The following is a 13,946-nucleotide window of genomic DNA, read 5'->3' as shown; positions in this document are numbered from 1 at the left end:
GAACTTTTGGTTAAAACGACTGTAACATATCGGAGATTCAGTGTCAACGAATCTTGCTGTATGATACATACAGAAACAAGAACGGAGGCACACAGAATGAAAGCGTTGATTGCGTATTTTTCCCGCGCACACGAGAACTATGTGAGCGGAACGCTCAAGGAACTGCCGGTAGGGAATACGGAAGTCGCCGCAGGCATCATCCGAAAGTTGACGGGGGCGGATATATTCAGGATCGATCCGGTTCGGGCATATGCCGCGGATTACAACACCTGCATCGAGGAGGCGCGCGCCGATCGGCGGCGCAATGCCCGTCCCGCGCTGAAGGAATATCCGGAGAGCCTCGACGGCTATGACGTCATATATCTCGGATACCCGAACTATTGGGGGACGATGCCGATGGCGGTGTTCACGTTCCTAGAGCATTTTGATTTCAAAGGAAAGGCGATCCGACCGTTCTGCACGCACGAGGGCAGCGGCATGGGTGCGAGCGAGAAGGACATCGCCCGTCTCTGTGCGGGCGCAAAGGTGGAAAAAGGGCTGCCGATCCACGGCGGAAGCGTCGCATCGGCGGAGCCGCTCATCCGCAGTTGGCTTGAAAGCGTTTCAAAATAAAACTTATTGACCATGAAAACGGGGGAATTACAATGACGATGATCGAAGAAATTGCTGCGCGTCAAGAGCTCAAACAGCTCGTTGATACCTATGCGAACGAGTCGGACAAGAATAATCAGGATTATTATGTCAATGTCTTTACCGAGGACTGCCGGGTGCGCGTTTACTTTAACGGCGAACTTGGGATGGATCTGAAGAATGTGCACGATCTGATTGCGGCGTACAAGGGATTCGGCGCGGCGAAGGCGGCGTTCCATATGAACGGACAGCAGACGGTCGCCTTCGAGGACGAGACGCATGCCACGGGAACCTGCTATGCGCTGGCACATCTCGTCAACGAGAAGGACGGTGCCGATATGCTGACGACGCACGCCGTGCGCTATGAGGATCGCTATGTGAGGACTGCGGCGGGGTGGCGCATTGCGGCACGGGAGCAGTATTTCATGTTCTCCGATACGCACGCACTTGGAAAATAAACCGGTGACGTTTTGAATCTATCATAGGAAACGGGGAGAACATATGAAAGACGTTATGATTGTGACGGGAGCCGGTCAGCTGAGCATGGCGATTGCGCGCCGCATGGGCTATGAGATGAAGATCGTCGTGGGCGATAAGAGCCGGAAGAACGCGGACAATATCGTGGGGATTATGACGAACGCGGGCTTTGATGCGGAGGCGATGGAGATGGATCTCTCCGACCGCACCTCCATCCGCACCCTCATCGAAAAGGCACAGGAATACGGAGAGGTCAAGATGCTCGTCAACGGCGCGGGGCTCTCGCCCAGTCAGGCAAGCATCGAAGCCATCCTGAAGGTCGATCTCTACGGTACGGCGGTACTCCTCGAGGAGGTCGGCAAGGTCATCGCGCGCGGCGGCACGGGCGTGACGATCTCCAGTCAGTCCGGGCACCGCATGGCACAGCTCACGGCGGAGCAGGACAAGGCGCTCGCCGTGACGCCGACTGAGGAACTGCTCGCGCTCGATTTTTTGCAGCCCGATCGGATCGAAAACAGTCTCCATGCTTATCAGCTCTCCAAACGCGCGAATGCGAAACGCGTCATGGGCGAGGCGGCGGGGCGCTGGAGCGATCGCGGCGCACGCATCAACTCGATCTCGCCGGGGATCGTCGTGACGCCGCTCGCTATCGACGAGTTCAACGGCATTCGCGGCGACTTCTACAAGAATATGTTTGCCAAATGCCCGGCGGGGCGTCCCGGCACGGCGGACGAGATCGCGAACGTCGCCGAGCTGCTGCTGAGTCCGCAGGGCGCGTTCATTACGGGCGCGGACTTCCTCATCGACGGAGGCGCGACGGCTTCCTATTTCTACGGGAAACTCAGCGAAGATCCGCGGAGCTGAGCAGGGGGATTACCAAAGCGGGAGGCACTACCGCGCGTGTTGGGAAGCAGGAGGATTATGCCATGGAATATGTAACATTGAAGAACGGCGTTCGGATGCCGATGGAAGGATTCGGCGTCTTTCAAGTAGAGGATGCGGCACAGTGCGAGCAGGCGGTGCTGGACGCGATTGCATCGGGCTATCGTCTGATCGATACGGCAGCGGCATATTTTAACGAGGAGGCCGTCGGCACAGCGATCCGCACATCCGGCATCCCGCGCGATGAACTCTTTATCACGACGAAACTGTGGGTGCAGGATACAAGTTATGAGGGCGCAAGGAAGGCGTTCGCCGTCTCTATGGAAAAACTGGGCTTGGATTATCTGGATCTCTATCTGATCCATCAGCCCTTTAACGACTATTACGGCGCGTGGCGCGCGATGGAGGAACTCTATAAGGCGGGCAAGATTCGCGCGATCGGCGTCTCCAATTTCTATCCGGATCGGCTTGTCGATCTTTGCCTCAATGCAAAGATTCCGCCGATGGTCAATCAAGTGGAGCTGCATCCCTTCTTTGCGCAGGAGAAGGCGATTGAAACAATGAAGGCGTTCGGCGTTGTGCCGCAGGCGTGGGGACCCCTCGCAGAGGGGAAGCACGGCATCTTCACAAATGAAAAGCTCGCCGCTGTTGCGAAAAAATATGAGAAAACCGTGGCGCAGGTTGTCCTGCGCTGGAATGTGCAGCGCGGCGTCGTGATCATTCCGAAATCCGTGCGGCGGGAGCGCATGGAAGAGAACATCGATATTTGGGATTTCTCGTTGACGGATGCCGAGATGGCGGAGGTTTCGCGTCTTGACATGGGACGCAGCGAGATCGTTGATCATCGTACTGCAGAGACCGTCAAGTGGCTGAGCGGTTGGCATATCCATGACTGAAAGGCGATAGATTGACATGGACGTCTTCCGGCAAATGCTTATTTTTACGCTGTTCGTGATGGCAGGATCCGCATGAAGCCCCATCCCGGGACATTTCGCATACCGTCAAAAAGCTCCCGCCGTGGCGGGAGCTTTTGCTGTGTCTCGCATATGATGTTTGATTCCCAGCGATGTTCCTATTCGACCTGTTCGTGGACGAATTTGATAAACTCGTCCGTTGCGGCTTGGTCTTTGAGTTTTGCCGTATACATGTGGTTGCCCATCTGCGGCCACATCATCTCGGGCATCCGCTCGCACATGACGATTTTGCCGGCATAGCGTTCGAGGATTTCCTCGTGACTGTGCACATAGCGGTGGAAATCGCGGCGGCTCGCATACGCGCAGAAGCAGTGCTCGTTTCGGTCGGGGAGCAGGCGGCGGTCGGCGGTGATCATGTCCGCCCAGATCTCATAGACGTCGGTGGAGTGGGCGAAGTTCATCATGTCGGTCGTATAGCCGCCCGCAGGGCGCATATTAACCTCGAGCCCGACGAAATCGCCGATGTCCCCAAGTCCTTTCTTTGCCTTCGTCAGGCGGAAGAACTCGAGATGGACGAAGCGGCTGCGCACGCCGAACGATTTGAGCGTGGCGCGCCCCGCTTTTTTGAGCGCATCCGGTACGCGATCCGCTGTGTAGTAGGACAGATCGAGCTGATAGAGCACGATGTCCATGACGGACGGCGGCCACACGGTCATGGATTCGAAGATGGGCACGGAGTTCGAATCGACGATGGCGTCGTAGGAACAGATGTCGCCCGTCACGAACTCCTCCATGACGTAGGGGACTTCGGGCTTTGACGCGTAGAAATGGCACAGTTCGTCGTGACTGTCGATGCGGTAGGTGTCCGTCGCGCCGACGCCCGTGTCGGGCTTGACGATGACGGGATAGCCGACCTCGGCAAGGAATGCCTCGGCATCCGCGAGCGTCGTGACAGGGCGCAGACGCGCGGTCGGGATGCCCGCTTTCTTATAAAAGGGCTTCATGGCGGATTTATTCTTGATGTGATCCATGTCGCCGAACTGCCAGCCCGTGCGGATGTTGAAATCCGTACGCAGACGCGCGTCGCTCTCGAGCCAGAACTCATTATTCGATTCGAGCCAGTCGATGCGCCCGTATTTGAACGTAAAGAACGCGACGGCGCGCAGCATTTGGTCGTAGTCGCCGAGCGAGGGGACGAAGTAGTATTCGGTGAGCGATTCGCGCACCTCGTCTGCGAGCGCCTCGTAGGGCGTGTCGCCGATGCCGAGGACGTTGACGCCCTTCTTTTTCAGACGATCGCAGAAATTCCAATAGACACGCGGGAACTGCGGCGAAATGAAGATAAAATTCATACAATCACCTCATTGTTCTTGGTCAGACCTGTTCACGCAGCACGAACGGGAGGAAATACGGGAACTGCTTTTTCCACCAGTCCCAATCGTGATCGACGTCGTAGCCCCAGAAATCCACCCACGCGTGAATCCCCTTGCTGTGGAGCACGTCGCCCATGAGCGCGGTCGTGCGCCGTCCCTCCTCCTCCCAGCTGCCCTGCCCGACGCAGAGTACGATCCGCCGGTCGTTGTAGAGGTCTATGTAGGGGTGATCGGCGGGCATATTCCCGAGGAAATCGAGCGGGGAGTTGTCGTAGAGCACGCCGTCCATCCATCCGTCGGTAAAGAACTTTGCATCATAGACGCCCGAGAGGGCGAGCACGCCGTCAAAGAGATCCGGGCGGCGAAAGAACACAATGGCGGCGTGGAGTCCGCCGAGACTGCACCCCGCGGCGATGGGGAGCCGCCCGCTCGTATTTTCGCCGCGGATGAAGGGGACGACCTCGTCGACGATGTAGGCGTAGTACTGCTCTTGGCGGCGCGCACGCCACGGCTTATTGCCCCAGATGTTCGACCACGTTTCCGTGTCGACGGTATCGACGCAGAAGAGCTGAATGCGCCCGCGAGCGATGTCACCTGCCATCGCTTCGATCATGCCAAAGTTCTCGAAGTTGTCACTCATCGCGTCCTGCGTCGGGAACACGAGGATGGGGGCGGCGTTCGGGCTGCCGTAGATGCGGATGTTCATCACACGGTCGAGGCGCGCGCTGTGCCAGTTGATTTCTTTGCAGTCTATCATAAAAACCTCCGTGCATTTGTAGTTTTCAATACAATGTTACTCTATCGAATCACGCCGATTTTGTCAAATGGAACGGGAAGCCTGCTTGCTTTTTTGGAGAATATTTAGGATAATGAGACAAACGAAAAGGAGTGTATGATATTTGTCTTATATGATGAAACTTTCGCCCGTGTTCAAGGACTATCTTTGGGGCGGGCATCGTCTGCATGACGAGCTGGGGAAAGACTGCGGCGCGGGCATCACGGCGGAGAGCTGGGAGCTCTCGACGCATCCGGACGGGCTCTGCCGCATTGCGAGCGGAGCGCCGGCGGGTGAAACACTCGCCGCGTGGCTTGCGGATCATCCGGCGGCGCTCGGCACACGCGCGGGCGGACGCACGGACATGCCGATCCTCATTAAGCTCATCGACGCCGCGCAGAACCTCTCCGTGCAGGTGCATCCGGACGACGATTATGCGCGCCGCGTGGAGGGCGACGCGGGCAAGACCGAGCTGTGGTACGTCCTCGACGCGACGGAGGGCGCGGAGGTGATCTGTGGCGTTGCGGAGGAACTCTCGCGGGAGGAACTCGCGGCAAAGGCGGCGGACGGCTCAATCGTCTCCGCGCTCCGCCGCGTGCCCGTGCACCGCGGCGACGCACTGCTCGTGCGCGCTGGGACGCTGCACGGCATCGGCGCGGGCGTCCTCATCTGCGAGATACAGCAGGCGTCGAATGTCACGTACCGCGTCTACGACTACGGACGCGTCGGCGCGGACGGCAAAACGCGCGATTTGCACATCGAAAAGGCGCAGGAGGTCGCCTCGCTCGTCCCGTCGGAGATCTCCCTCGGCGGTATGACACGGCTCGGGTTCCTGTGTGGAGGAGCGGGGCGCCTGCTCGCGGCAACGGAGTATTTTACCGTCTATGAATTTATGGTCAAAGAGAACCTCTCCTTTGCGGCGGACGATGTCTCGTTCCACGCACTGGTCGTCACGGACGGCATGTGCACGCTGACGCACGGCGCGCAGCGGATCAGCCTTGCGCGCGGCGAGACGGCGTTCATCCCCGCGGGACTTGGCGCGTATGAAGTACATGGTCACGGGACGCTGCTGCTTACGCACGTTTAATCGATAGAGGGAAATGCCATGAGGAGAAGTCCATCAAGACTTATTTATTTTCTATTGTAAGGTTCATACGGCGTATTCGCTCCGTTTCAATTTCCTGTAAAAGTTTATCGGCGGCATTTGGCGTTGCTTCTATCTCCTATGAATGGGGCTGTTCCGGTGCGCCGTCCGAAGCGATTCCGCATACGGTGCGCGCAGAACGCCGTGCTCTGTGACGAATGCGGTGATGAGGCTGTGGTCGGTGACGTCGAAGGCGGGATTGTAGACGTTGATGCCTTTCGGCGCCATGCGGCTGCTGTACCACATCTCCGTGACTTCTTCGGGCGCGCGCTGCTCGATCTCGATGTCCGCGCCCGTTGGCGTCGACAGATCGATGGTCGAACGCGGCGCGCAGACATAGAACGGGATGCCGTAATGGTTGGCGAGGATGGCGACGCCCGAGGTGCCGATCTTGTTTGCCGTGTCGCCGTTCGCGGCAACGCGGTCGCAGCCGACGAAGACGGCTTGGATTTTTCCGCGCGCCATAAGGGAGGATGCCATATTGTCGCAGAGCAGAGTGACGTCCATGCCCGCGGCGCTGAGCTCGTAGGCGGTGAGGCGCGCGCCTTGGAGCAGCGGGCGCGTCTCGTCGGCGTAGATTTTGAAGTTGTAGCCCTTTGCGTGACCGAGATACATGACGGCGGTGGCGGTGCCGTACTTTGCCGTCGCGAGCCTGCCCGCGTTGCAGTGCGTGAGGAGTCCGTCGCCGGGGCGGACGAGCGGCAGAGCGTTTTCACCGATGCGTCGACAGGTGTCAATGTCCTCCGCCACGATGGCGCATGCTTCGTCACGCAGGTGGACGCGCAGCTCCGGGACGGAGGCGCCGCGATGTTCCTCCACAACGCGCTCCATGCGAGCGAGCGCCCACGAGAGGTTGACGGCAGTCGGTCGCGATGTATTGAGATAGAGCGCGGCGTCGTGCAGGCGGCGCGCGAATTCCGCGCGGTCGTCCGTATCGATCCCGCACGCGGCGAGGTAAAGTCCGATGGCGGCGGTGTCGCCGATGGCGGGCGCGCCGCGCACCTTCAGCTCCTTGATCGCATCCCAAATCTCACGCTGCGTTTTTAGATGCAGATACTCCGCCCTGTCGGGGAGCTTCGTCTGGTCGATGATGACGAGCGTGTGCGCCGCGTCGTCGAGGGCGACGGTTTCCATATCGAGAATATTTTCCGCCACGATCCTGCCTCATTTCCTATGATAGACGTTTGTTCTAACCTTATTCTATCGAATCTCGTGTGCCTTTTGCAAGGGCTTTTTGCATCTGCGCAAAACTTTGCCAAACGGCGGTAGATACGAGATAAAAAAATTGACTTTTATTGCGAATGGTTTATAATATACTTTATAAAAAGGGTGCGGCGGGGATGACCCTGCGGTGCTGAAAATGAAGGCTTTTACAGGGGGTATTTTTATGGCAGTAAAGGTTGCTATCAACGGTTTTGGTCGTATCGGCCGTCTCGCGTTCCGTCAGATGTTCGATGCGCCCGGCTATGAGGTCGTCGCCATCAACGATTTGACGAGCCCGACGATGCTCGCACATCTCCTGAAGTACGATTCCACGCAGGGGCGTTATAAGTACGCGGACTCCGTGACCGCGGGCGAGGACTCCATCACGGTCAACGGCAAGAAGATCAACATCTATGCGCAGGCGGATGCCGCACAGATTCCGTGGGGCAAGCATGACGTCGACGTTGTGCTCGAGTGCACGGGCTTCTACACGGCAAAGGCAAAGGCTGAGGCGCACCTGAAGGCGGGCGCAAAGAAGGTCGTCATCTCGGCGCCTGCGGGCAATGATCTCCCGACGGTCGTATTCAACGTCAACCACAAGGTGCTGACGAAGAATGACAAGGTCATCTCCGCGGCTTCCTGCACGACGAACTGCCTTGCTCCGATGGCAAAGGCGCTGAATGACCTCGCACCGATCAAGAGCGGCATCATGCAGACGATCCATGCCTACACGGGCGACCAGATGGTGCTCGACGGTCCGCAGCGCAAGGGCGATCTGCGCCGCAGCCGCGCCGCCGCACTCAACATCGTTCCGAACTCGACGGGCGCGGCGAAGGCAATCGGTCTCGTCATCCCCGAACTCAACGGCAAGCTCATCGGCGCGGCACAGCGCGTCCCGACCCCGACGGGCTCCACGACGCTCCTCTATGCCGTTGTCGAGGGCAAGGTCACGGTTGATCAGGTCAACGCGCAGATGAAGAAGGAAGCGACGGAGTCGTTTGCCTACAACACAGACGAGATCGTCTCGAGCGACATCATCGGCACGACCTACGGCTCGATCTTCGATGCGACACAGACGATGGTCAGCGACACGGGCGACGGCAACACGCTCGTTCAGGTCGTTTCGTGGTACGACAACGAGAACAGCTACACGAGCCAGATGGTTCGCACGATCAAGTATTTTGCTGAGCTCGGCTAAAACTTCACAATGAAATAAGCACGATCTTTCGAGGTCCGGCCGAACGTTTGGGCCGAACCTCGATTTTCATTTACGGAGGGGACAATATGAACAAAAAGACCATTCGCGACATCGACGTTAAGGGCAAGAAAGTCTTTGTCCGCGTGGATTTCAACGTGCCGATGGACGAGAACCAGAACATCACGAACGACACGCGCATCCGCGCGACGCTGCCGACGATCAATTATCTCCTCGACGGCGGCGCGGCGGTTATCCTCGCCTGCCATGTCGGGCGTCCGACCGAGGCGCGCGAGCCGAAATTCTCGACGAAGCCCATTGTCGCACGTCTCTCCGAGCTCCTCGGCAAAGAGGTACAATGGGCGCCCGACTGCGTTGGTCCCGAAGCGGAGAAAGCCGCGGGCGCGCTGAAGCCGGGCGAAGTCCTGCTCCTCGAAAACCTCCGCTACCACAAGGAGGAGAAGAAGAACGATCCCGCCTTTGCAAAGCAGCTCGCTGCGCTGGCGGATGTTGCTGTGGACGACGCGTTCGGCGTCGCACACCGCGCACACGCATCGAACGTCGGCATCACCGCCGATCTCGAGACGGTCGCGGGCTTCCTCATGGAGAAGGAGATCAACTACATCGGCAAGACGCTCGAAGCGCCGCAGCGCCCGTTCGTCGCCATCCTCGGCGGTGCGAAGGTCTCGGACAAGATCGGCGTCATCGAGAACATGATCGACAAGGTTGACACCATCATCATCGGCGGAGGCATGGCACACACTTTTGACGCGTCGAAGGGCTATCCCATCGGCGACTCGCTTGTCGAGAAGGACAAGATCGAGCTTGCAAAGAAACTGCTCGAAAAGGCGGCGAAGAAGGGCGTGAAGGTCGTCCTGCCCGTCGATCTCGTCATCGCGGATAAGTTCGCGGCGGATGCCAAGACGCAGACGGTCGACGTAGACAAGGTGCCCGACGGCTGGCAGGCGCTCGACAGCGGCGCAAAGACGTCCGAAGAGTATGTGAAGGCACTCAAGGGCGCAAAGACCGTCATCTGGAACGGCCCCATGGGCGTCTTTGAGTTCGACGCGTTCGCAAAGGGGACGGAGGCGGTTGCCCGCGCGGTTGCGCAGGCGACGAAGGAGGGCGCGACGTCCATCGTCGGCGGCGGCGATTCCATCGCGGCACTCAAGAAGACCGGACTTTCCGATCAAATTTCGCACATCTCGACGGGCGGCGGCGCAACGCTGGAGCTGCTCGAAGGCAAGGTGCTCCCGGGCATTGACGCCATCGCGAATAAGTAATTTTTTGTTTTACACTTGGAAGAGGGGATTCAAATATGGCAAGAACACCGATTATTGCAGGCAACTGGAAGATGAACAACACGATTGCCGCAGGCACGGCGCTCGTGAAGGAACTCGCGCCGCTCGTGAAGGGGGCTAAGGCGACAGTCGTCGTCTGCCCAACAGCGACGGCGCTTGCCGCCGTGACCGAGGCGGTGAAGGGAACGAAAATCGCGGTCGGCGCGCAGAACGTGCATTGGGAAAAGAGCGGTGCCTACACGGGCGAGATCTCAACCGAGATGCTTAAAGAGATCGGCGTTTCCTACTGTATCCTCGGACACAGCGAGCGCCGTGACTACTTCGGCGAGACGAACGAGGGCGTCAACAAACGAGCGCACGCGGCGTATGCGGCAGGCATCACGCCGATCATCTGCTGCGGCGAATCGCTCGAGATCCGCGAAGCGGGGACGTATCTTGCCTACGTTGCGTATCAGATCGAGGCTGCGCTCGCGGGCTTTAAGTCGAAGGAGGTCGCGAAACTCGTCATCGCCTACGAGCCGATCTGGGCGATTGGTACGGGCAAGACCGCAACCTTTGAACAGGCGGAAGAAGTCTGCGCTCATATTCGTGCGACTGTCAAAGCGAAATACGGCGCAGCTGCGGCAAATGCGATCCGCATCCAGTACGGCGGCAGCGTTAAACCCGAGACGATCGCGGGACTCATGGAGAAGCCGAACGTCGACGGCGCGCTCGTCGGCGGCGCTGCGCTTAAGGCGAAGGATTTCGCCGCGATCGTCAATTTTTGATTACCCCTGCGAGCAATTTGCTCTTAGAAAAGAGTTCATCATGGCAAAACTGAAAAATGCCCCGGTTGCCCTCATCATCATGGACGGATTCGGCGACGGCGACCCGAACGACATGAAATACAACGCCATTGCGATGGCAAAGACGCCCGTCATCGACGGACTGCTCAAGAAGTATAAACACAATGAGATCAACGCCTCCGGCGAATACGTCGGACTGCCCGACGGACAGATGGGCAACTCCGAGGTCGGTCACACGAACATCGGCGCGGGGCGCATCGTCTATCAGCAGCTCACGCGCATCACGCGCGACATCAGGAACGGCGACTTCTTTAAGAACGAAGCGCTGCTCACGATCGTGCGCGGCGTCAAGGAGAACGGCGGTGCACTGCATGTGATGGGGCTTGTCTCCCCGGGCGGCGTACACAGCCACGAAGATCATCTCTTTGCGACGCTCGAACTCGCGCATCGCGAGGGGATCAAGACCGTCTGGATCCACGCGTTCCTCGACGGGCGCGACGTGCCGCCCAAGAGCGCGAAGGAATACCTCGAAGCCGTAGAGAAGAAGGCGGCGGAAATCGGCGAAGGAAAGATTGCGACCGTCGCAGGGCGTTACTACGCGATGGATCGCGATCACCGCTGGGAGCGCGAGCAGCTTGCCTATGAGGCGATCGCGCATGCCAAGGCGAAGACAGTCGCGTCCTCGGCGGTCGCAGGACTGCTTGCCTCCTATGCGGATACGAGTGAGAAGCCCGAGGGCGTCACGGACGAATTCGTCGTTCCGTTCGTTGTGAAAGGCTATCCCGGCATGAAGAACGGCGACGGCGCGATCTTCTATAATTTCCGCCCCGACCGCGCGCGTCAGCTCACCCATGCCTTTGTGGATAAGACCTTTGACGGGTTCAAGCGCGACGAATCGCTGAAGATCCCGTTTGCCACATTCTCCCAGTACGAGGCGGGCATGAACGCGCTCGTCGCGTTTCCGCCGGAGAGCATTTCCAACACCTTCGGACAATATGTGCAGGATCTTGGCATGACGCAGCTGCGTATCGCCGAGACGGAGAAGTACGCGCATGTCACGTTCTTCTTCAACGGCGGCGTCGAGACACCATACAAAGGCGAGGATCGCATCCTCGTGCACTCACCGAAGGTCGCGACGTATGACCTCCAGCCCGAGATGAGCGCGATTGAGGTCACGGATAAAGTCGTCGAGGCGATCAAATCGCGCAAGTATGACTTCATCATCCTCAACTATGCGAACTGCGACATGGTTGGTCACACGGGCGTTGTTCCCGCCGTCGTCAAGGCGGTCGAGACCGTCGACACCTGTGTTGGACGCTTCGTTGACGCCATCCACGAGGTTGGCGGAGAGGTCTGCATCACGGCGGATCACGGCAACGCGGACAAGATGTGGGACTACGAGACGAATCAGCCGTTTACGAAGCACACGACGAACCCCGTGCCGTTCATTGTCGTCTCCGACCGCGTGAAGGAAGTCCACACCGGCGCCCTCTGCGACATCGCGCCGACCCTGCTGACGCTCGCGGGACTGCCCATTCCCAAGGAAATGACGGGCAAACCGCTTGTTACGCTCAAATAAATAAATCACCGACCATGGGATCGCCGCGCTCCGTGCGCGGCGGTCTTTTGCATTGGCGGGATTTCGGTTTCTGTGATGTGGGAGGTGCGGTATGTTCGATTTCGGTCACGTTGTGTTGGGGATATTGAGCGCGGGCATCCTTCTTGCCGTGGGCTGCGTTATCGTCACCGTCATTTATCAATGCGTACGTGACAAGCTGCGCGAGAAACGCAATGCGAAGGCGCGTGCTGCAGAGCTGAAACGTCTGCGCGAAACACTGACGCCCTACGACTATGCGCGGACAGTCGATGATGCCGTCAATAAGAGCTTTGATTTTATGCATCTCCGTGCCGGCGACCGCGTGCGCGTCCGCAAGAGTTTTACGGACTATAACGGGAGTCTTTTTGAGGCGGGCGACACATGGTACTTTGCTTGCGCATATTATCTTCCCTACGACGGGGGATATACGCTGTATATTTCCCATGATCGGGTGACAATCGGCGGTATCTATTTGCAGGTGGAAGAGCAGTCGGACATCTGCGGACACGCGGAGAAATATTTTGAGATTGTTGAGGAGGGTGCAGCTTTAGAACGATAAGTTGTGCCGTTCTTCGATTTCCGCAATCGCTTGCCGAATGACAGAGACGGGCGTTTCCGCGAGTTCGGTCAGTCCACGCTCTTCCGCGCGGGCGAGGGAATTTTTTACAAAATTAATACGTTCCTTGAGCTGTGCTGTCTCATTTTGCGTGAGGGGGCGTGTTCGTTCCCGGTCAAATTGTTGGAGGAAGTCCGCGGCGGTATCGGCCGCCAGGACTTCACTTTCACGCGTATGCACATGGTAAGAGGAGAAGAGTCCGCTTTCGGCGAGTCCCGTGAGGTTCTTCGACAGAACCTTCACGACGAGATCATGATGCTCCTTGTTTACGGCACGGCCGATGTCCTCCATACAGCCGATGAAATAACGATCCAGTGTGCCGATGTAGCTCGCATCGCTTGACACAGCGATGACATGAATCTCGGAGGCGTAATCCTTTGCCGAGAGCGCTTGTGCGAGACGGAGCGGCACCTCAAGCGTGCGGAACGTCCCCTCGACCATGATGTTATAGTGCTGTTCCAAGAGCATATCAAGCAGGCGCTCGGTGACGGCGCCGGAGAATTTTCCTGTTTCCGCAACGGCGGCGGTACCGAGCGCGCGGCAGATTGCCTTGTATTGGGGATGATAGTTTCGGTAGGTGTCCGGATTGACAAAGAACGTATTGGGATGCGCGTTCTTGAGCCGTACGCTGATGATGCTCTTTCCGGCGCCCGGCTGACCGCCGAGGAAAAATGCCTTGGGATGTGCGGCAGGCGTATGTGAGGATACGAAATCTTTCCAAATGAAATCGGCGGCGGTCTCCACATCGCGCGCGGTAAATTCGTATGCCATATCGTTATTCCTCCTCGTCCCGCAGCAGTTCTTTGAATGCTCTCAGCCGTCCTTGTATCTGAAACAGCTCGACCGGGTCGGAGGTCACGGCGAGCCGATCGATGTCGCGGATGCATTGCGCATGTATGGATTTGAGAAACGGGGTCCGTGCAGCTTCTGCCGCACTGTAATCGCGCCGAATGTTTGCGACAATCGACCATGCGAGTTCATTGAGCACCTCTTGCTTGACCGACATGCTCCATGTGTTTTCTGCGTCGATTACGATCATAGGGAGAACCTCCTT

The 13,946-nt window shown here is 58.2% G+C and carries 15 protein-coding genes; 10 read left to right on the top strand and 5 right to left on the bottom strand.

All coding sequences use genetic code 11. From position 1 onward, the window contains the following. The first annotated feature begins 96 nt into the window (after positions 1-96). The 4 genes from HMPREF9162_RS06540 to HMPREF9162_RS06525 all read left to right on the top strand — a co-directional run bounded on the left by HMPREF9162_RS06540 (position 97) and on the right by HMPREF9162_RS06525 (position 2,885). Positions 97-612 carry a flavodoxin gene (locus HMPREF9162_RS06540; RefSeq protein WP_009438909.1) on the top strand — a complete coding sequence of 172 codons (516 nt, stop codon included), beginning with the start codon at positions 97-99 and terminating at the stop codon, positions 610-612. A 32-nt stretch (positions 613-644) separates the two neighbouring features. Then, positions 645-1,088 carry a nuclear transport factor 2 family protein gene (locus tag HMPREF9162_RS06535; protein ID WP_009438648.1) on the top strand — a complete coding sequence of 148 codons (444 nt, stop codon included), beginning with the start codon at positions 645-647 and terminating at the stop codon, positions 1,086-1,088. A 43-nt stretch (positions 1,089-1,131) separates the two neighbouring features. Further along, positions 1,132-1,971, top strand: a complete 840-nt coding sequence (locus tag HMPREF9162_RS06530; protein WP_009438815.1) for an SDR family oxidoreductase — start codon at positions 1,132-1,134, stop codon at positions 1,969-1,971. Positions 1,972-2,033: 62 nt separating this feature from the next. Beyond that, a complete protein-coding gene (locus tag HMPREF9162_RS06525; RefSeq protein WP_009438729.1) occupies positions 2,034-2,885 on the top strand; it encodes an aldo/keto reductase in 852 nt (283 codons plus the stop codon). A gap of 176 nt (positions 2,886-3,061) precedes the next feature. Here HMPREF9162_RS06525 and HMPREF9162_RS06520 read toward each other — a convergent pair whose 3' ends face one another. Next, entirely contained in the window at positions 3,062-4,255 is a 1,194-nt protein-coding gene (locus tag HMPREF9162_RS06520) for an acetyl-CoA carboxylase biotin carboxylase subunit family protein (protein WP_009438834.1), read from the bottom strand. 22 nt (positions 4,256-4,277) lie between these two features. Then, positions 4,278-5,033: an esterase family protein gene (locus HMPREF9162_RS06515; RefSeq protein ID WP_009438672.1), complete on the bottom strand. Its 756-nt coding sequence runs from the start codon at positions 5,031-5,033 to the stop codon at positions 4,278-4,280. 142 nt (positions 5,034-5,175) lie between these two features. Here HMPREF9162_RS06515 and HMPREF9162_RS06510 point away from each other — a divergent pair, with 142 nt between their 5' ends. Further along, the gene (locus HMPREF9162_RS06510) at positions 5,176-6,138 is read left to right on the top strand and encodes a type I phosphomannose isomerase catalytic subunit (RefSeq protein WP_009438859.1); all 963 of its coding nucleotides are present in this window, start codon (positions 5,176-5,178) and stop codon (positions 6,136-6,138) included. 129 nt (positions 6,139-6,267) lie between these two features. On the opposite strand, the gene mtnA is transcribed toward HMPREF9162_RS06510, so the two are convergent. Then, the gene (mtnA, locus tag HMPREF9162_RS06505) at positions 6,268-7,350 is read right to left on the bottom strand and encodes an S-methyl-5-thioribose-1-phosphate isomerase (protein WP_009438653.1); all 1,083 of its coding nucleotides are present in this window, start codon (positions 7,348-7,350) and stop codon (positions 6,268-6,270) included. 232 nt (positions 7,351-7,582) lie between these two features. Between mtnA and gap the strand changes: the two genes are divergently transcribed. The 5 genes from gap (at position 7,583) to HMPREF9162_RS06480 (ending at position 12,835) form a co-directional block, all read left to right on the top strand. Then, positions 7,583-8,596 carry a type I glyceraldehyde-3-phosphate dehydrogenase gene (gene gap, locus HMPREF9162_RS06500; RefSeq protein ID WP_009438793.1) on the top strand — a complete coding sequence of 338 codons (1,014 nt, stop codon included), beginning with the start codon at positions 7,583-7,585 and terminating at the stop codon, positions 8,594-8,596. Between the two features lie 86 nt (positions 8,597-8,682). Next, positions 8,683-9,876 (top strand): phosphoglycerate kinase, encoded by a 1,194-nt coding sequence (gene pgk / locus HMPREF9162_RS06495; RefSeq protein WP_009438934.1) that lies wholly within the window; start codon positions 8,683-8,685, stop codon positions 9,874-9,876. Positions 9,877-9,911: 35 nt separating this feature from the next. Next, positions 9,912-10,661: a triose-phosphate isomerase gene (gene tpiA, locus HMPREF9162_RS06490; RefSeq protein WP_009438656.1), complete on the top strand. Its 750-nt coding sequence runs from the start codon at positions 9,912-9,914 to the stop codon at positions 10,659-10,661. Between the two features lie 40 nt (positions 10,662-10,701). After that, a complete protein-coding gene (gene gpmI, locus HMPREF9162_RS06485; protein ID WP_009438718.1) occupies positions 10,702-12,258 on the top strand; it encodes a 2,3-bisphosphoglycerate-independent phosphoglycerate mutase in 1,557 nt (518 codons plus the stop codon). A 91-nt stretch (positions 12,259-12,349) separates the two neighbouring features. Next, the gene (locus tag HMPREF9162_RS06480) at positions 12,350-12,835 is read left to right on the top strand and encodes a DUF3601 domain-containing protein (RefSeq protein WP_009438856.1); all 486 of its coding nucleotides are present in this window, start codon (positions 12,350-12,352) and stop codon (positions 12,833-12,835) included. Here HMPREF9162_RS06480 and HMPREF9162_RS06475 read toward each other — a convergent pair. Together HMPREF9162_RS06475 and HMPREF9162_RS06470 are read right to left on the bottom strand one after the other, a co-directional pair. Beyond that, complete coding sequence (locus tag HMPREF9162_RS06475) at positions 12,824-13,663, bottom strand: zeta toxin family protein (protein WP_009350708.1); 840 nt, start codon at positions 13,661-13,663, stop codon at positions 12,824-12,826. The genes HMPREF9162_RS06480 and HMPREF9162_RS06475 overlap by 12 nt on opposite strands. A gap of 4 nt (positions 13,664-13,667) precedes the next feature. After that, entirely contained in the window at positions 13,668-13,931 is a 264-nt protein-coding gene (locus tag HMPREF9162_RS06470) for a hypothetical protein (protein WP_009438764.1), read from the bottom strand. Between the last annotated feature and the right edge of the window lie 15 nt (positions 13,932-13,946).

The sequence above is a fragment of the Selenomonas sp. oral taxon 137 str. F0430 genome, from assembly GCF_000183625.1.
GTDB classification, from domain to species: Bacteria; Bacillota; Negativicutes; order Selenomonadales; family Selenomonadaceae; genus Centipeda; species Centipeda artemidis.
Note: the sequence above shows the minus strand (reverse complement) of the source record. Positions and strands in the feature narration are given on the sequence as shown.